Source organism: Acidobacteriota bacterium (assembly GCA_022340665.1).
GTDB lineage: Bacteria > Acidobacteriota > Thermoanaerobaculia > Thermoanaerobaculales > Sulfomarinibacteraceae > Sulfomarinibacter.
In genome coordinates this window covers 11,990-29,862 of sequence record JAJDNM010000054.1, presented here as the reverse complement: position 1 = coordinate 29,862, position 17,873 = coordinate 11,990, and the positions used below count along the sequence as shown (strand labels likewise).

General features: G+C 61.9%; 14 protein-coding genes. 10 read left to right on the top strand and 4 right to left on the bottom strand.

The features are described from left to right. Positions 1 to 21: 21 nt before the first annotated feature. Positions 22 to 1,158, bottom strand: coding sequence for a UDP-N-acetylmuramate dehydrogenase (locus LJE93_07295; protein ID MCG6948698.1), 1,137 nt, complete (start codon positions 1,156 to 1,158; stop codon positions 22 to 24). A gap of 116 nt (positions 1,159 to 1,274) precedes the next feature. Here LJE93_07295 and LJE93_07290 point away from each other — a divergent pair, with 116 nt between their 5' ends. After that, positions 1,275 to 1,970 carry a PilZ domain-containing protein gene (locus LJE93_07290; protein MCG6948697.1) on the top strand — a complete coding sequence of 232 codons (696 nt, stop codon included), beginning with the start codon at positions 1,275 to 1,277 and terminating at the stop codon, positions 1,968 to 1,970. 9 nt (positions 1,971 to 1,979) lie between these two features. Here the strand turns inward: LJE93_07290 and LJE93_07285 are convergent, their stop codons facing one another. Then, on the bottom strand, positions 1,980 to 2,960 hold the full coding sequence (locus LJE93_07285) for a hypothetical protein (GenBank protein MCG6948696.1): 981 nt from the start codon (positions 2,958 to 2,960) through the stop codon (positions 1,980 to 1,982). Between the two features lie 85 nt (positions 2,961 to 3,045). Here LJE93_07285 and gloB point away from each other — a divergent pair, with 85 nt between their 5' ends. The 4 genes from gloB (at position 3,046) to LJE93_07265 (ending at position 7,361) form a co-directional block, all read left to right on the top strand. Next, entirely contained in the window at positions 3,046 to 3,822 is a 777-nt protein-coding gene (gene gloB, locus LJE93_07280; GenBank protein ID MCG6948695.1) for a hydroxyacylglutathione hydrolase, read from the top strand. Then, on the top strand, positions 3,822 to 4,550 hold the full coding sequence (locus LJE93_07275) for a type 1 glutamine amidotransferase (GenBank protein ID MCG6948694.1): 729 nt from the start codon (positions 3,822 to 3,824) through the stop codon (positions 4,548 to 4,550). Before gloB ends, LJE93_07275 begins: the two co-directional genes overlap by 1 nt. A gap of 104 nt (positions 4,551 to 4,654) precedes the next feature. Further along, entirely contained in the window at positions 4,655 to 5,725 is a 1,071-nt protein-coding gene (locus LJE93_07270; GenBank protein MCG6948693.1) for a prolyl oligopeptidase family serine peptidase, read from the top strand. 238 nt (positions 5,726 to 5,963) lie between these two features. Further along, the gene (locus LJE93_07265) at positions 5,964 to 7,361 is read left to right on the top strand and encodes a wax ester/triacylglycerol synthase family O-acyltransferase (protein MCG6948692.1); all 1,398 of its coding nucleotides are present in this window, start codon (positions 5,964 to 5,966) and stop codon (positions 7,359 to 7,361) included. A gap of 103 nt (positions 7,362 to 7,464) precedes the next feature. Here the strand turns inward: LJE93_07265 and LJE93_07260 are convergent, their stop codons facing one another. Next, positions 7,465 to 7,923, bottom strand: a complete 459-nt coding sequence (locus LJE93_07260; protein ID MCG6948691.1) for a methylated-DNA--[protein]-cysteine S-methyltransferase — start codon at positions 7,921 to 7,923, stop codon at positions 7,465 to 7,467. Positions 7,924 to 8,089: 166 nt separating this feature from the next. Between LJE93_07260 and LJE93_07255 the strand changes: the two genes are divergently transcribed. From LJE93_07255 to LJE93_07235, 5 genes are all read left to right on the top strand, one after another. After that, a complete protein-coding gene (locus LJE93_07255) occupies positions 8,090 to 10,354 on the top strand; it encodes a M28 family peptidase (protein ID MCG6948690.1) in 2,265 nt (754 codons plus the stop codon). Positions 10,355 to 10,671: 317 nt separating this feature from the next. Further along, a complete protein-coding gene (locus LJE93_07250; protein ID MCG6948689.1) occupies positions 10,672 to 12,720 on the top strand; it encodes a molybdopterin-dependent oxidoreductase in 2,049 nt (682 codons plus the stop codon). Next, a complete protein-coding gene (locus tag LJE93_07245; GenBank protein MCG6948688.1) occupies positions 12,720 to 14,042 on the top strand; it encodes a 4Fe-4S dicluster domain-containing protein in 1,323 nt (440 codons plus the stop codon). The genes LJE93_07250 and LJE93_07245 overlap by 1 nt, the downstream gene beginning before the upstream one ends. A gap of 163 nt (positions 14,043 to 14,205) precedes the next feature. Next, complete coding sequence (locus tag LJE93_07240; GenBank protein MCG6948687.1) at positions 14,206 to 15,336, top strand: AI-2E family transporter; 1,131 nt, start codon at positions 14,206 to 14,208, stop codon at positions 15,334 to 15,336. Positions 15,337 to 15,354: 18 nt separating this feature from the next. Then, complete coding sequence (locus LJE93_07235; protein ID MCG6948686.1) at positions 15,355 to 17,043, top strand: cellulase family glycosylhydrolase; 1,689 nt, start codon at positions 15,355 to 15,357, stop codon at positions 17,041 to 17,043. On the opposite strand, the gene LJE93_07230 is transcribed toward LJE93_07235, so the two are convergent. Continuing rightward, positions 17,040 to 17,858 carry a carbon-nitrogen hydrolase family protein gene (locus tag LJE93_07230; GenBank protein ID MCG6948685.1) on the bottom strand — a complete coding sequence of 273 codons (819 nt, stop codon included), beginning with the start codon at positions 17,856 to 17,858 and terminating at the stop codon, positions 17,040 to 17,042. The genes LJE93_07235 and LJE93_07230 overlap by 4 nt on opposite strands. Positions 17,859 to 17,873: the final 15 nt, after the last annotated feature.

Sequence of the window (17,873 nt, the reverse complement as noted above, 5' to 3'; positions counted from 1 at the left end):
TCAACTCTTAACTCTTAACTCTTAACTCTCAACTGTATCCGCGAGTGGATTTGCGGTCGGGAAGCCGAAAAACGTCGGCTCAGGCTCGAGCTCGATTCCGGTCTCCCTCCGAACCCCGTCGCGGATCTCCCGCGCCAGCTCGATCAACTCGGCAGTCGTACCGCCACCGTGATGCACCAGGGCCAGCGAATGGGCGGTCGAAATGCCCACCGATCCCCTACGCATCCCCTTCTTGAAACCCGCCCGTTCGATCAGCCAGGCAGCAGGCACCTTGAATTTTCCGTCCGCAACTGGGAAGGCGGGGACATGGTCCGTCTGGCCGGAAGTCGCCGTCTCGCGTGCGTAGACCTCCAACGACCGAAGGCTCCTCGGATCGACCACAGGATTGAGGAAGAAGGACCCCACGCTGCGCCGGTTCGGGTCACCCTCTTCAATCAACATCGATTTTGACCGCCGGAGTTCGAGCACCGCCTCGCGCACATCTTCCACGGGAGGCAAAGTCCGACCGACTCCGAGCGTACGTTTCAACTCGTCATACCGGATCGCGGCCCGGCCACCAGAAACGAGGCTAAAACTCACCGCCAGAACCAGGTACCGTCCCGGATCTCTGCGGAAGATGCTGGTCCTGTAGCCGAAGCCGCACCGCTCGTGCCAGATCCAGCTCACCTCGAGATTCGCAAGGTCGAGGACCCGGACCCGATCGATCACCGATGCGACCTCCTGTCCGTAAGCGCCGATGTTCTGGATCGGCGCCGCACCCACCGACCCGGGAATGCCGGACAGGCATTCGACGCCAGCGAGGCTCTGGTCCACCGTCATCGCCACGAGGTCGTCCCACGATTCTCCAGCGGAGGCTGTCAGCTGAACGCGCCTGCCACGTCTTTCTCTCTCCAACTCAAAGCCGCTGATGGCCGGGTGGATCATCAGACCCAGCACGCCCTCGTCTGCGATCACGACGTTGGATCCAAAGCCCAGAACGCAGATCGGAAGCCGCTCGGATCGAGCGAAGCAGACCGCCTCTCGCACTTCATCGACACTCCCGATTGTCACGAATCTGTCGGCCGCACCCCCGAGCTCGAGGCTGGTCATCGAAGCCAGAGAGGTATTGCGACTAATTTGCAATTTGGACCGCGTATCGTCGCCAGACCGAGATGTCATCGCGATCAGTGTGCCCGAGAGCATGCCTGAGTTCCAGGGCTTTTGTGATCATCAACACCCGAGGTGTTCGCAAAGTCCTCATTCTGTGACTATAATGACCAGCTAGAGAAGAACCTGTGACTGCCAACGTCCTCATGACCCGCGTCGACACAGCGACCTTTTCCGAGGCGAACAGAGCGGTCGCCGCGAGCGATATCGAGCTCCAGATGGCCCCCTGGGACGACAATACGCTGGAACTCGTGCAAACCTACTCGTTCGACGCCATCGTGATCGGCTTTCCCGGGTCTATCAACGCCCTGCGCCGTTTCGTCCGTTGCGTTCGATCTCCAGGCTCGGTCAATCAGCAATGCGGCATCATCTTGCTCTCCGAGCCGAGACACATGGAAGCCGCCGAGACATTCGTCGGCATCGGCGTCGGCATCAATCGAGCCATCTCCGTCGATCAGATGCAAGATCGTCTCGCACCGGCGATTCTGGAACTTTCGTCGGTCGCACCTCGCGCGCCCCTGCGCGCCCCGACCCGGGTCGTTCTCCACCTCGACCGCCGTCCGCTTCGAACGTTCTGCCAGACCGAGAACGTCTCGGAATCCGGAATGCTGCTTCGTGGTTTCGGGCACTATCCGCCTGGCACGACGATTGATTTCGAGATCAACATCCCTGGCCAACCCGAATCGATACGAGGCCGCGCGACCATTGCCCGCACTACCAACATCGAGTCTGAGAAGATGGAGGGTGTCGGTGCACGGTTCGACGGCTTCCGCGAGGGCGATCGCGCGCGCCTGACCGGATACCTCAACGAAATGCTCCACTGATTTCGCGAGTCAGCCGAAGTCGTTGAAGACTCTTGCTCTCCACATTCGCTCAAGCTCGTCGACCAGGACAATGTCCGCCCGGATGCCGTTGACCCTGTTGATCTGAACAATTGTCGTCGGCGAGGTAAAGTTCACCTCAGTCAGGTGTTCGCCGATAAAATCGAGACCAAGGAGGTGCAGTCCGAGGGGATTGAGGTCCTTCGCTACCACCTTGCAGGCTTCCAGCTGGCGGGGCGTCGGCTCGAGCGGCGCCGCGGTCGCACCCTGGTGCAGGTTGGCGAGCCTGGAGCCATCCGCGGGGACGCGCAGCACTGATCCCAGGACCACTTCGTTGATCGTCAGGATCCTGAGGTCGCCGGACGACTCGATTGCGTCGAGATACGGCTGGACGATTACGTGCGGCTTCCACTCGTCCCAATAGGCCGTGATCAAGGCCTCCGACGCGGTTGGCTCGACAAAGGTGACGCCGATGCCGCAGTAGGTGTTCTCTGGCTTGAGCACTGCCTCGCCGGGCATTTCGCGGACGGCAGCCAGTACCTCATCCAGGCTCGAACATACCCGGGTCGGCGCGGCGTACTCCGGATAGCGGAGGGCGGCGGTGTGCTCTGAGAGCTTGTAAGTGGCCGGGGGTTGGTTGATCTGGACGATCTCTTCCGGCGCGGCCTCGAAATGCCGAGCCCGCAAAATGAACGCCTGGTCGACCGGTGGGTCCTTGCGCTGGAGAATGACCCGATACTCACGGACATCAGCGTTTCGAGACGGTCCGAGTTCCCAGAACGGGACTCGTGCCGCTTCCGACGAAAAAATTTCGCGCACCGGAAGGCTCGCGAGATATCCTTCAGAACTCTGATCGGGATCGGTAGCCGGAAGGTCGAGATAGTCGACACCGATACCGCGATCAATGAGCTCGGTGCTCAAGCAGACTCCGAGGTCAAACTCGGGATTGAGATCGTCCAGACTGTCGGCAACCAACAGATAGCGGGTTTTCATTTCAGCATTCTGCCACGTCCATCGATTTGCCCGATCGAACGGGGATCATTTGACTGTCGCCGCCGGGCTTTGGCAGCATGAGCCAATGGCAATCATCGAACCCGTTCCCGCGTTCTCCGACAATTACATCTGGCTGATGACGGCGCCGTCCTCGGATGGAGCGGTCGTCGTCGATCCGGGTGAGGCCGAGCTCGTGCTCGAGATTCTCGAAAAACGCGAGCTGAAGCTCGAGGCCATCCTCCTCACCCACCATCACGGCGACCACGTCGGAGGCGTGAGCGATGTGCTCGGGAGTCATTCCTCGCCAGTCTACGGTCCTGCGCGGGAGAGCATCTCGACGGTCGACCGACCCATCGGCGGTGGCGATCGAGCGCTTCTACCCGAAACCGGCCTCGAGCTGGCGGTCATCGACGTCCCCGGTCATACCGCCGGGCACATCGCCTATCTTGGCGACGGTTTCGCCTTCGTCGGCGACACCCTATTCGCGGGCGGCTGCGGTCGGATATTCGAGGGCACCGCCGATCAGATGCACAATTCGCTGAACCTACTCGCCGGTCTCCCGGGAGAGACCCTGGTCTACTGCGCGCACGAGTACACCGTCGCCAATCTCCAATTCGCTCGCGAGGTGGAGCCGGACAATCGGGCTCTCGAGGCGCGCGCGGAACGGGCTCGGACCACTCGCGCAGCTCGGCGTCCGACGGTACCATCCACTATCGCGGAGGAGCTCGAAACCAACCCGTTTCTCCGTTGCCAACAGCCGGCGGTGATCAGCGCTGCGAGACAGTTTGCCGGGCGAGATCTCACGTCGGAGGTCGAAGTCTTTGCCACAATTCGCTCCTGGAAAGACGGCTGGCGAGGCTGATGGGGACGCCGCGAACCCGACTCCGGCTGGTCCTTCTGCAGGTGCGAAACGAGCTGGTCTCGCTGAAACAGGAGCAGAGCTGTTTCATCGAGCGCTGTCGGGTCGCGAGACACCAGTTCCGTTTCATCAATCTGCCGGACGCGCCGCAGGTGCAGTGGTCGGATGTCGAGGATGCCCATGCCGTCCTGATTGGCGGCGCGGGCGCGTATTCCGTGACCCGGGAGCACCCGTTCACGGCACCTCTTCGCGAGGTCATTCAGCGACTCATCGACGATGAGCGCCCGGTATTCGGCGCCTGCTGGGGACATCAGTTCCTGGCCGATCTCGGCGGCGGGTGCGTGACCGAGGACAGGGAGCGGTCCGAGGTCGGGACATTTCCGATTGAACTCACCGAAGCCGGCGAGGCCGATCCGCTCTTCACCGAGTTTCCGAGGACATTTCACGTCCAGCTCGGCCACAACGACCGCGTCCGTGAGCTCGGTCCCGGCTGGCTCGAACTCGCACGATCCGATCTCTGTCCGCATCAGGTCATACGACTTGGCGGAAAGCCGGTCTACGGCACTCAGTTCCACAGCGAGATGGACGAGGAACGGCTGCGCGAGCGCATCCAGATTTTCCTCAGGGACTACGTGGCCGACGAGGAGGAACACCGCAAGATCCTGTGGAGTCTTCGTCCGTCGATCGAGGCAGACCGCCTGCTCGAGCTGTTTCTCGAACGGTACGCGTGACCGGCCGCCCGACGCATTTCGAATTTCGAATTTCGGATTTCGAATTTGCCGCGCACCCGCCCTGTGGCGCCGGTATAGAATTGTGCTCCGAAGGAGGCCGCGCCATGCAACGAATCGCCGTGCTCTTCCTCGCCACCATTCTTTCATGCAACCTCGCCGTCTTCGCAGATTCCCCGGAGAACGAGACTGTCGAAGCCATCAAGAAATCACGCGAGAGCATCGGCCACGAGCTCGACGTTCTCGCCAAGCGCATCGATGACATCCTCTGGTACGAACGGGTCGGTGATGTAGCGGTTGTCGACAAGAGCCGCATCTACGGTCCACCACGATGGAAGGAAGAGAACCCGACCGGCGTCAATGCTGGCAATCAGCTCAAGTTCTACGCCTATCTCTTCACGCCGAAAGGCTTCGACGATGAAGGCAAACTCCCGTTACTGGTCCTGCCACACGGCGGTGTCCACGGCGACTTCACCACCTACTACGCGCACATCGTGCGCGAGCTGATCACCCAGGGCTACATCGTCGTTGCTCCGGAATATCGCGGTTCCACCGGTTACGGCCGCGGCATGTACGAGGACATCGATTACGGTGGCCTCGAGGTCGCGGATGCGCTCGCCGCCCGTGATTGGGTGGTCGAGAACCACCCGCGCGTCGACCGCAGCCGGGTCGGCATTCTCGGCTGGAGCCACGGCGGACTGATCACCCTTTTCAGCCTCTTTCGCTACCCCGATTCCTACGCCTGCGGCTTCGCCGGCGTTCCGGTTTCTGATCTCGTCCAGCGCATGGGTTACGCCTCCCAGGGATACCGCGATCTTTACGAAGCGGACTACTTCATCGGCAAGTCCGCAGAGGAGAACCTGGCGGAGTACAAGCGCCGCTCGCCGGTGTGGTCGGTCGACAAGCTCACCAAGCCCCTACGGATCCACACCAACATCCACGACGAAGACGTCAACTATATAGAGGTCCAGCACCTGATCGAGGCCCTGACCGCGGCGGGAAAGGATTTCGAGCACGAGGTCTCAGACGTCCCCGGCGGGCACAGCTTCGACCGTCTCGACACGCCAGAGGCGTGGGGCTATCGGAAGAAGACCTACGCCTTTCTCGCGCGTTACTTGAAGCCGCCCAATCCCGGAATAACCCTCGGCATTTCATCGGAGGGCAGGGCGGCACCGTAGAAGGGCTGACGGCTCGACGGCGAGACGGCCAGACGGCAAAACGGCGGGGACTCATCGATCAGGCATGCCATCGGCATCGATGAGAACAGGTGCCGACGAGCCGAGGTTGGGTGGGCAGGGGAACCCGTCGAGCCATAGTGCCGTGGGCGGGCGGTAGGGAAAGGCCGTCGAGTCGAACCACTGCCCTCCCGTCGGCTCTGGTAAAGTCTGCACAGAACCAGCGGGGAGGACGTCTGAAATGGCTCTGCTCGAAGGCAAGCCGATGTCGAACGTGGACGCGGCGTGGCTGCACATGGAGTCCCCCACCAACCTGATGCTCATCACCGGGGTGATGTCGTTTTACGAAAAGCTGGATTTCGACGAGCTCAAGGAGCTGATCGAGGACCGCCTCCTGCCGTTCGAACGATTTCGGCAGAAGGTCGCGCTGTCGACCGTGCCTGGCCTCGGTCCGCGCTGGGTCGACGACGAGCACTTCAACCTCCGCGCGCACCTGCAGCGAGTGGCACTGCCGGATCCAGGAGGCCAGAAGGAGCTCCAGGAGCTGGTGAGCACGATCATGAGCACCCCGCTCGACTACTCCAAGCCCCTGTGGCAGTTCCAATACATCGAGAATTACCGTGGCGGTTCGGCGGTGGTCGCAAAGATCCACCACTGCATCGCAGACGGCATCGCCCTGGTGCGGGTGCTGCTCAGCCTCACCGACGACTCGCCAAAGGGCTCTGCCAAGGTGCGACGTGGGCACCGGCGGCGAAAACCGTTGGGCCAGGGTTTCTGGCTGCCGGAAGTCGTCAACGACGCGGTGTATTCCGTCAGTCGGGTGACCGCCCGACTGGTCGACAAAACGCTGGAAACCCTTTCCGACCCTTCGCGAGCCGCCGAGATGATGACGGAAGGGGCGAAAGGGACCGCTGTTCTCGCCCGGCTGGCAACCATGCCTGCCGACCCCGAGACCATCTTCAAAGGGGAGCTCACGACCTCCAAGCGCTGCGCCTGGTCTCGCGTTCTGCCACTGGAGGACGTCAAGGCCTACTCGAAGTCCAAGGGCGCGACGATCAATGATGTCCTTCTAGCCGGCGTCACCGGCGCAATCCGGCGTTACCTCATCGGCCGCAACGTCGACGTCGAGGACGATCTCGACATTCGAGCCGTGGTGCCGGTCAACCTGCGTCCCGAGTCCGACATCATCAACCTGGGGAATCGCTTCGGACTGGTCTTCCTCGCCCTGCCGATCGGCATCGCCGATCGTGATGACCGGCTGACCGAGCTCAAGCAGCGGATGGACGCGATCAAGAGATCGTCCGAGCCAATGGTCATCTTCGCCCTGCTGAACGCGGTCGGCCTCACGGGGCCGAAGGTCGAAAGCGTCGCCCTGCAGCTATTCGGATCAAAGGCGACAGCCGTAATGACAAACGTTCCCGGACCGCGTGAAGAAATCTACCTGGCGGGCAAGGCGATGCGCAGCATGATGTTCTGGGTACCGCAATCGGCTCGCCTCGGCCTCGGCGTCAGCATTCTCAGTTACGCCGGACAGGTGCGCTTGGGCGTCGCCACGGACTCGGGTCTGGTGCCGGACCCCGAAACCATCATCGACGCTTTTCAGCAAGAGATGGCGTCGTTGATAAAAGAACACGGTTGAACGTTCGAGCGTTGAAACGTTCCACCCGCGCCCCCTGCTTGCCTCTGCCCTGCCCTTCAATCTCCCAACGCTATAACGTTTAAACGTTTAACGTTTTAACGTTTTAAAATCCGAGGCGCAGTTGACCCGCTTCGTGGTCGAGCAGCCACTTCTTGCGATCGATGCCTCCAGCGTATCCGGTGAGGCCTCCTCCGGCACCGATTACGCGATGGCACGGAATCATGATTGCGATCGGATTTCGGGAGTTGGCTGCCCCGACCGCGCGAGCGGAATCGGGAACTCCGAGTCGGCGCGCAATCTCACCGTAGGTGTCGGTGGAACCGAAAGGGATCCGGCACACCTCGGCCCACACTCGGTGCTCGAATTCGGTTCCGTCGGGCGCGAGGGGGAGCCGGAAACGCCGCCTCTCGCCCCGGAGGTACTCTTGGAGTTGGCGAATTACACGGACACAGGCGTCGTCGGGTTTTCCCAATTCCGTCGAGGTGTCATCCACGAACGAGATGCTTGTCAGGGCACCCGCGTCATCCACCGACACTTCTATGGTCCCGATCGAGGAAATCATACGCCCTCGCTGCCAATCCGTCATTTTTTGTTGAGCCTCACCACATTGAAGATGTTCTCGCCGAGGGTACCACGGGCTCCGTCCACCGGCGCGCGGTCGAGATTGTGGAAACTTCGCTTGGAATCCGCGGTATATCTATGGTGGGACTTCTCCGGAGGAGGAAGTAATGCCCCAGATTTCGCGAATCGTGGTTTCGCTCGTGGCAGTCGGCCTATCTCTGGGCGCCACGCCAGAATCCGCACCGGAAAAGAGACTCACCAACGAAGGCGCCGCGATTCACCGCGCGAGCGGGCGCCGGTCGGTCGAAGGCGATCCCTTTTCGCAGATCACCGCCGATCGCCTTCTCACCACGCTCACCGAGCTCACCTCCATCGGCAGCAACAACGGGTGGCGGCACTCTACGACTCGAGGTGAGGAGCAGGCTATATCGTGGGTCGAAAAACGCCTCTCCAGGATGGGATTTCTCCGGGTTCGCGGTCTCCAGCTGGAACGCCAGTACTTCCGGACATTCCTTGGCATCGAGTTTTGGCAGACGCGCGTTTATCTCAGGACGAATGATGCTTTCATCGAGGTTCCGGCCAGCGCGCCGCCGGGCCATCGCGACCGGATCGACCTGGCGATCCGATTCGACTCGGACGGCACCCTCAATGACACTCGAAGCGATCCGGTGACCGTCGAAGGAGCTCCCATTCTGGTCCGCTCCGCAGCTGAAATCGACTCCCTGACGGCGCCTCAGGTCGCCGGACGCGTGGTGTTCCTGGACTACGAGGTGATCGACCGCGTCATCAACGACCTTTCGGTCGCGGTCGAACGGGCCTGGCGCATCGCCGAGCTGCAGCCGGCAGGGATCGTCCTGGTTACGAGTTACTCGAATCGGCGCGGGCTGAGTCACGGAAGCTTTGCCAGCGACCTTCCCGCCTTCACGTGGGTCGAGGTCGATCCCCTGCCGCCGGTCATGGTGGTCCGCCTCGAAGACCTGGACGTCGCTGGGGTGGACAGTTGGAACGACCTGGCGAATCTCCAGGGAGCGAGGTTGACCTGGGACGTCGATCTCTTCTCTCCGGGCGTCTCCTCCTTCCTGATGGCACGTATCCCCGGAAGAGACCCCTCACGCGCAATGATTCTCGGTGCCCATATCGACTCTCCGAACACACCCGGAGCTTTGGACAACGGCAGCGGTTCCGCGGCTTTAGTGGAGGTCGCTCGCGCGCTCGACCGGTCTCGCACCATACCGCCGGTGGATCTCCATCTCGTGTGGTTCGGCAGCCACGAGCGCGGGCTCTTCGGTTCCGCGTCGTTCGTGTCCGCCCATTCGGAGCTGATCGACCGAAGTATCGCGATGCTCCAGATGGACTGCCTGGGGCGACCGGTCGATGACATCTCGAATTACATCACTTTGGAAACCTGGCCCTACGGGCGCTTCGGCGATGATCGCATTCTTTGGCCGGCATACCTCGAGGACGCTGCTTTGATCAGAGGCATCCACACCGAACCGGTTCCCTACTATGGGCTGGGGTCTGACAACGGGAATTTCGTGGCGCTCGACCTTCCGAGCGCGAACATGATTTTCATGAATCCTTATGATGAGCTCGAGGTGCACTACGACAACCACTTGCACGATCCCTACGACACGGTTGAGCTCGCCCAGGAGGTCCGGGGCGTCTACCAGGAAATGGCCGAAGTGCTGTTGACGGCGGCGCTGCGGACGGCAGAGGACAACCCGCAGCTCCGGGTGACGCCGCCGGCAACCCACCGCGCCCTGTTCGTCGGCTCACACACCGAGGCTGCCCACATGTCGGCGCCGAGCTTCACCGAGTTCGGTATGGCAATGGCGTGGGAAGGCATCGACGTCGACACAGTGCCTTATGGCAGTGCGCTGACGGCCGCGGATCTCGAGGACACGGACATGGTCATCGCCCTCCCGGTTTACGACTATCCAAGCAGCGAAGGAGACCTTTCACTCTACGACGAGGCCTGGACGATCGCCGAGGTCGATCTACTCGAAGACTGGGTCCGTGATGGAGGGCTGCTCATCATCACCAACAGCGCTCGTCGCCTCAAGTACGTCAACTACGCCTACGAGGACAACGAGGATTGGGAAGACGCCAACTTGCTGGCCGAACGCTTCGGCGTGAGCTTCACCGTGGGCCATTTGGGCCTCGCCCAGACGACTGCCACAATCACGTCCAACCACGAGTTAGTCGCCGGGATCCCCGATCTGCAGCTGGCAGACGACAACGCCGTTCGATTCTCCGCTCCCGAGTTCGAAATGCTGGCCCGCGTCGGCGTCCATCCGGTGGTCGCGCTGGCAAATGCGGGCGCCGGGGAGGTGTTGGTGCTCGCGGACCTCGGAATTCTCGGTGCCCCGGGGGGACAGGCTCCCAACCTCGAATTCTGGAGGAATTTGGCGGAGTACGTCACCGACCGCTGACAGCGCGCGATGCATCGTCAATCCGTCATTCCGAGCGATGCTGCAACACGGTTTTGCGATGCCATCCCGACCGGTTGAGCGATCTGTCACAGAGAAGGCCTGAGGACGAAGCGGAAAGCGTACGATCAAGGGATCTGTGGCCTTTTCATCGGCGCGCCTTTGCTTTCTCCACCGTTTTCGTCGTTCGCTCACGGTGTTCCCCGATCGAATTGGCAATGGCGATGACGGTTACTGCTTGCTCATTCGGTTTCACAGGGAAATGAGACTTGCCACCTGGCGAAGGATGATAGCCGCAGGGTTCAACCTATACTCGTGCGGTGGGAGATGTATTTACCACCGCGTGCCCGAGAAACTGTTACTCAACCTGCGGCATGCGTGTCGAGGTGGAAAATGGAAAGATCCGGGCCATCGAGTCACACTCCGGCAACCGCGCTACATCGGAGGGCGTGTGCCTCAAGGGTCTCTCATACATCGAACGCGTGTACTCGAACGAGCGGATCCTCCAGCCGCTTCGGCGCACCCCGTCCGGTGACTTCGAGGCCATTTCGTGGGACTCGGCGATCTCCCGTATCTCCAGCGAGCTCAGCCGAGCACGCGAGGAATTCGGTCCGCGCAGCGTCTTCTTCTATAACGGGAGCGGCACAAAGGGGCTGCTGAACGGTGTTGCGAAGGAGTTCTGGCGTCTATTTGGTGGTTGCACCACGACCTACGGAGATCTCTGCTGGCCGGCCGGTCTCGAAGCGACGCGCCTCACCCTCGGCGAAAACAAGCACAACGCCCCATGGGATCTCGTCAACGCCCGACTGATCATTTTCTGGGGCAAGAACCCCGCCGAAACCAATGTCCATCAGATGCGATTCGTCGAAGACGCGGTGGAACGCGGCGCGCGCGTCGTCGTCATCGATCCCCGGCGAACACAATCGGCGGAGAGCGCCGAGCTCCTGGTGCAAGTCAGACCCGGCACCGACGGGGCGCTAGCGCTCGGCGTCGCCCATCTGCTGATCGCGCGTGGCGCGATCGACGAAGACTTCATCCGTGAGCACGTACATGGGTTCCCGGAGTTCGCTGCCATGGTCCGCGACTTTCCGCCCGACCGCGTTGCCGACATCACCGACGTGCCGGAGGACGTCATCGATGACCTTGCGAGTCTGGTCGCTTCGCGAGCTCCGTGCAGCATTTGTGCAGGGTTCGGGATGCAGAGGTACACGAACTCGGCGCAGACCATGCGCGCAATAATCGCCCTTCTCGCCATCACCGGGAATCTGGGCAAAGCCGGGTCGGGTTGGATCTACGCCAATCTTCAGAGCGATGTCTTCAGTACGATCAGAGATCCGCTCGCACTCTACCCCCCCGAAATCGACGACCACCCGATAAGAGTTTCGATCTCGACTGCGCGCCTGGGACCCCAGATGCTTGAGCAGCGTGACCCGGGGCTCAAGGTCGCCTGGGTCGAACGTGGCAACCCGGTGACCCAGAACCCAGACACCCATTCGGTCGTCGAAGCATTTCGGCGGCTCGATTTTCGCGTGGTCGTCGACCAGTTTCTCACCGACACCGCCCGCGAGGCCGATATCGTTCTGCCGGCGAAGACCATGTTCGAGCAGACTGACGTCATCGGTGCCTATTGGCACCCCTATATCCAGATCAAGGACAAGCTGATCAATCCCCCCGGGGAGGTCCGACCCGAGACGGAAATCTACTGGGAGCTGGCGCAACGGCTCGAGCTGCCCCGGGACGAGGTTGCAGCTGCAATACCCTTCCCTTCCGATTCCGCGCTCGAAACCTGGCTCGAGCAGCGGCTCGAGGAATTCCCCGACATCTCCCTCGACAGTCTTCGCTGCGGCCCGATCCTCGCACCAGGCACCCAGGAGGTTGCCTGGGAGGACCTCGTCTTCCCCACTCCCTCGGGCAAGATCGAGCTGCTCTCCACGGAGGCCGAGCTACGGTGGGGAAGCAATCCGTTGCCGTTGTGGAAACCGCCCGCCGAACGGCCGGAACGCGGCAGTGCTGAAGGATTCCCTCTCCATATTCTGACACCGAACACCAAGAACCGTATTCACTCACAGTTCGGCAACCTTCCGACGATACGCGGGCTCGATCCCGATCCTGTCCTCGAGATGAGCCCGGTTGATGCCGCGGACCGCGCACTGACCGACGGCGATCATGCTCGGATCTTCAACCGCCGTGGCTCACTCGAGCTCGTGGTGAGGATCGACCACAGCCTGAAACCGGGGTGCGTGGTGGTCCACAACGGATGGTGGCTCTCGGAAGGTGGCGGAGTGAACCGCCTCTCCGCCGCTCGGGAAACGGACATGGGGCACGGCGCGGCCTTTCACGACAACGCGGTCGAGGTGGAACCCACCTGATGGCGGGCGGCAGCCATGGCTCCTTCGTGCTCGACCTCGACCGATGCACCGGCTGTGCGGCCTGCGTGGTCGCGTGCAACAACGAGAACCCCGTCGCCGCGGAATCAAACTGGCGTGGTGTTTACACCTTCAATCACCAGAGACTGGCAACGCAACCGGTCTTCCACCTCAGCCTCGCCTGCAACCACTGTTTCGACCCCGCCTGCCAGGCGAACTGTCCGGCCGACGCATACGTCATAGAGCCCGAGTCCGGTGCGGTATTGATCCACCGGGAGCGGTGCATGGGGTGTCGCTACTGCTCCTGGGTCTGCCCCTACGACGCACCTCGTTTCGACCCGGTATCCGGGTTGATGGAGAAATGTACGTTCTGCCACGAGAGGCTGCAACAGGGGCGGCGTCCGGCATGCGTTTCGGCATGCCCCACCGATGCGCTCGATTTCGAGCGGATCAACACACCGGTGGCGAACCATCAGCCGGGCTTCCCGGACACCGGCCTGCGACCTGCGGTGCGCTTCGAAGGCTCGCGGCACGAGACGGCCCCAGCCATGACAGCGGCTCCTGTCGCCTTCAATTTCCCCGCCCGACCCTCCTCGATCGACTGGAGCGGTCTGAGAAACGAGTGGTCTCTGCTTTTCTTTTCCTGGGTAGCTGCCATGTTAGTGGCGTGGTTCACCGCATCCGCAGCAGATTTCACGAGGGTTTCTCTGCCGGTGTTCTCCGTTGCGGGGCTGCTCGCGATGGGGATCAGCACCCTTCACCTCGGGCGAATCTCGCGTGCGTGGCGTGCGCCGCTCAACCTGCGCCGATCCTGGGTGAGCCGAGAGGTCGTCCTTTTTTCGAGCTTCTTCGCCGCCGCCTGTGTCAGCCTGATGGGCGCGAGGACGGTCTTCTGGCCGCAACAGGCGATCGCATGCATCGGTTTTGCCTCGATGTTCGCCATGGACATGGTCTACCGGGCACCCGACCAACCGGTTCATACCGTGCCCCACAGTGCCATGGCGACGCTCACGGCCGCGCTTTACGTCGGCATTCTTGCCGGCAACCCGGCCATCCTCTGGCCGGTGGTGGTGCTCAAGCTCGTGCTCTATCTCGCGCGGAACAAACGGCCGAGGCCAGGCGGCAACGCCCTCGCCCCGATCCGCATCGGTGTCGGGCTCTTTCCGGCAATCGCCCTCGCGGCAACTGGTTTGATTCCAGCCCCAGTGGCCATGCTTGGAGCAGCGATCGGCGAGTTCATCGATCGTGCCGAGTTCTACGCGAATCTGCGCTTTCTCACACCCGCCCACCAAATCGACCGTGACCTCGCCCGGTCAGCGGCTTGACACCGATCCGGGAAGAATGGCCACCATTTGAGAATTCTCAATTTTGAATTCTCCTCCACCGGACCCTCTCTTTCGGGGGTGCGTGTGGAAATTCCGAATTCCTAATTCCTAGTTCCTAATTCTTTCGGTCGCAATCTTGCTATCATCTGCATCCGGAGGTTGGATGGCCATCGAGTTCAGCGAGCGACAGCGCAAGACAATTGCCGCTGCGATCACGATTCTGGCGACTGTTGTCATTATCGTCGCGGTAGGGGCTCTCTTCTGGATCGTCGGCGCGTTTCTCGCGAAGTTCTCGGCGGTATTCCTACCTCTCGCGGTCGCGGCCGTCGCCGCCCTGGTCGTCAAACCGTATTACGAGTTTATTTCGACGAAGCTGAAGCTCGGGCCAGTCCCGGCAGTCATCGTGGTTTTCCTGTCTTTCATCATCCCCGTCGCTGCTCTCGCGTGGTTTTTCGGCGACCTGTTGGTCGAACAGGTCAAGGGACTTGTCGAGGCGTTCCCCGCGTGGTGGCAATCAGCCATCGCATGGGCGCGCGAACGTGCCCCTGGCCTGGTCCAGTTCTTCAACGAGACGCCGCTCGGCCAGGCGTTCGGCGATGCGGTCGAGGGACAGGGCGGAGCGGTGGTCGATGCGGTCCAATTCGTTGGCGAGCGGGTGGTTTCCGCTGGCGCCGGCGTTCTGTCGAAAATCGCAGCCCTCCTCGGGTGGGTAGTGACACCGATTTACTTCGCCTTCTTCCTCATGGCCGACACCTCTCAAATCGGTAATCTCGAGCGGTTCCTTCCCTTCCTCAAACCGGAAACACGTCAGGACCTGCTCTATCTCTTCGAGGAATTCGTCAACATCATCGTTGCCTTCTTCCGCGGCCAATTGGTCATTGCATCCGTGCAGGGCCTGCTTTTCGCAATCGGTTTCACACTGGTCGGACTGAAGTACGGCTTTGTCATAGGGCTCGCCCTTGGATTCCTCAACATCGTCCCGTACCTGGGCAACATCATCGGCCTCTGCACCGCGATACCGCTCGCGTTTTTCCAAGAGGACGGCGGAATCGTGCGCGTGCTGCTGGTGCTCGTAGTGGTCGGCACGGTGCAACTGATCGAAGGCTATCTCCTCACACCCAAGATCATGGGCGATCGTACCGGTCTCCACCCGGTGGTCATCATCATCGCGATCTTCTTCTGGGGCACCGCTCTCAACGGGATCATGGGCATGATTCTGGCGATCCCGCTGACCGCGTTTCTGGTCGTGTTCTGGCGCCTGGCTCGCGAGAAGTATCTGCCCGAAGTCGCTTGACGGCATCACGACGCGACGATGAAGAATCGATCGATATCATCCCGAACCGCGAAGCGGCACCCATTTCTGGTCTTGGGAACTCTTGCCCTGTTCGTTTTGAGCGCGAGTCCGTCACAGGCATCAACCTTCGGCATCAACGCGCACGTGCCACTCGACCCAATCGCCGACGAGATCGTCGAGGCCGGCATCACCTGGGTGAGAGTCGATTTCGAATGGATGGTGATCGAGCCGGAGCGGGACGCCTACAGCTGGCAAAGGTACGACAGGCTCATCGACCGGCTCGAGGCGCGAGGGCTTCGAATCTACGCCAGTTTTGGCTCGACCCCCGGTTGGGCCACCTCGGGTTCGGCGTTCTCTGGCGTGCCCAAAGACTCTACCGAATGGCAGGAGTTCTGCTACCTGGTGGCCTCGCGATACCGCGGCAGGGTCGACGCCTGGGGCATCTGGAACGAGCCCAATCTCCCCCGCTTCTGGGAAGGCACACGCACCCAGTATCTCGAGATACTGCTTCTCCCGGCCATCGAGGCGATCCGCACAGCGGACCCCGGCGCTCTGATCTGCGCACCAGACCTTGCCCACCTCTCGACCTACGACTGGGCAGACTGGCTGACAGCGGTCATCCAGCGCGCGGGGGGCGCGATCGACATCGTGACGCACCACGTCTACCCCTCCTACGGCAGGGCGAGCGAAATCACCTACGATCTCGACCAGAAACCCGACCTGCCATTGAGCTCGCCCTCCGTGCGGGACCTCCTCAGAGACACCGGCTGGTGGGGACGTCCTTTCTGGCTGACCGAAACCGGGATCGAGACCGAAGAGTACAGCGAGAACCGGCAGGCAACGTTCTATGAAAACCTACTCGCTGACTGGTTCGGACCGCACCCCGAGGCCGGCTGGATGGATCGGATCTTCTTCTACCACATGTTCGACGGCCCGCAGCCGGCCCCCACGAGCTTCGGCATCATCGAGGACGGAGCCGTTCTCCGGCGTAAGCCCGCCTTTTTCGCGTATCAGCACTTCATTTCGGAAGCCGAGATCGATGATGCCGAGATCGTCGCCCACGCCATCCCGGCCTTCATCGGTTCGGATTCGATGCTCGAGGTGTCGGTCACGGTACGCAACACCGGAACGACGACCTGGACCGCTGCATCGGGTCACATCTTCGATCTCCAGACCGAAACCTATGCCTGGGCGATAGCGACCGAACTCATCGGACCCGACGTCGAGGTGCCGCCGGGCGAGACACACGAGTTCTGGATCGAAGTGCAGGCCGCACCGGATCTCTCCGGGGAACCGACCCGCGAGGTCACCCTCGAAGGAAGGATGATCCTCGGCAACGGTCACCGGTTCGGCGATCCCCTGCGGCTCCGCATCGTTCAAACAGATCTCCCCGAACCCGCCGTCACCCTCCAGCCCCGGTCGGTGACGGTTCGCGAAGGCTCAAGAACCCACTTCGCGATTGAAACCCACAGTGAGAGTCCAGTTCGCTATCGGTGGCGGCGCAACAGTGTCGAGCTCGAGGATGGGGAGGGGATTACCGGAAGCCGCACCAAATGGCTTCGGATCCGCCACGTCGACCAGTCGCTGGTCGGAGACTTCGACTGCATCGTCACCAACGATGCAGGGAGCGTCTTCACACTGCCCGCACGCCTCAGCCTTGGCGAGGTGCTGCCGTACCGTCCAACGGGCCGGCTCTCACCGAACTAGCCCAGCCAGTCGGCATAAAGCTCGGGCCGCCGATCGCGCAGGAAGAGCTTCCGGGCGTGACTATCGAGCACCTCTGCCGGGTCGATATCGGCGAACAGAATGTGGTCTTCGCCCCGGGGGGCGCGCGCCAGCACCGTTCCGTCGGGCGCGCACACGAAAGACTCACCGGCGAACTCCAGGCAGTCCTCGACGCCGACCCTATTGCAGAGCGCTGTGAAGTAGCCGTTCTGGAAAGCGGCCACCCTGAGTTCCGCCTCGTACAGCCCGTCCGGCCACTCGTCTACCGCGCCGGCCTGCGGCACCACAACCAGATGGGCTCCGGCCAGCGCGAGGGCACGCATGTACTCGGGATAGTGACGGTCGTAACAGATCGAAACGCCAATTCTCCCGACCTTCGTCTCGAAGACGGGCGCTCCCGTGTCGCCCGGCGCGTAGTAGCCCTTCTCGTGAAAACACGGATAGTCGGTGATATGGACCATTCGCGCACGGCCGAGCAAGGCACCATCTGCGTCGATGACAGGAGATGAATCGTAGCACCGGTCGCCGTCACGTTCGTACACGTTGAGCACGACGACGACGCCTCGCTGGCCCGCGGCCCCGGCGAAGGCCTCGGTCACGGGGCCCGGAATCTCCTGGGCCAGCACCTTCGGATTCCCCGTGGCCGGCCGCTGCGGGTAGAACGGCTCGAAGGCGAGCTCGGCGAAGCAGACCAGATCGGCCCCGCCATCCGCCGCCCGCTGCAGAGCCTCGAGGCCCCGCCGAACGTTGTCCTCTCGGTCGTCGGTGGCGTGCTGCTGGACGAGGGCTATCCGCACGGGGCCTCCAGACGG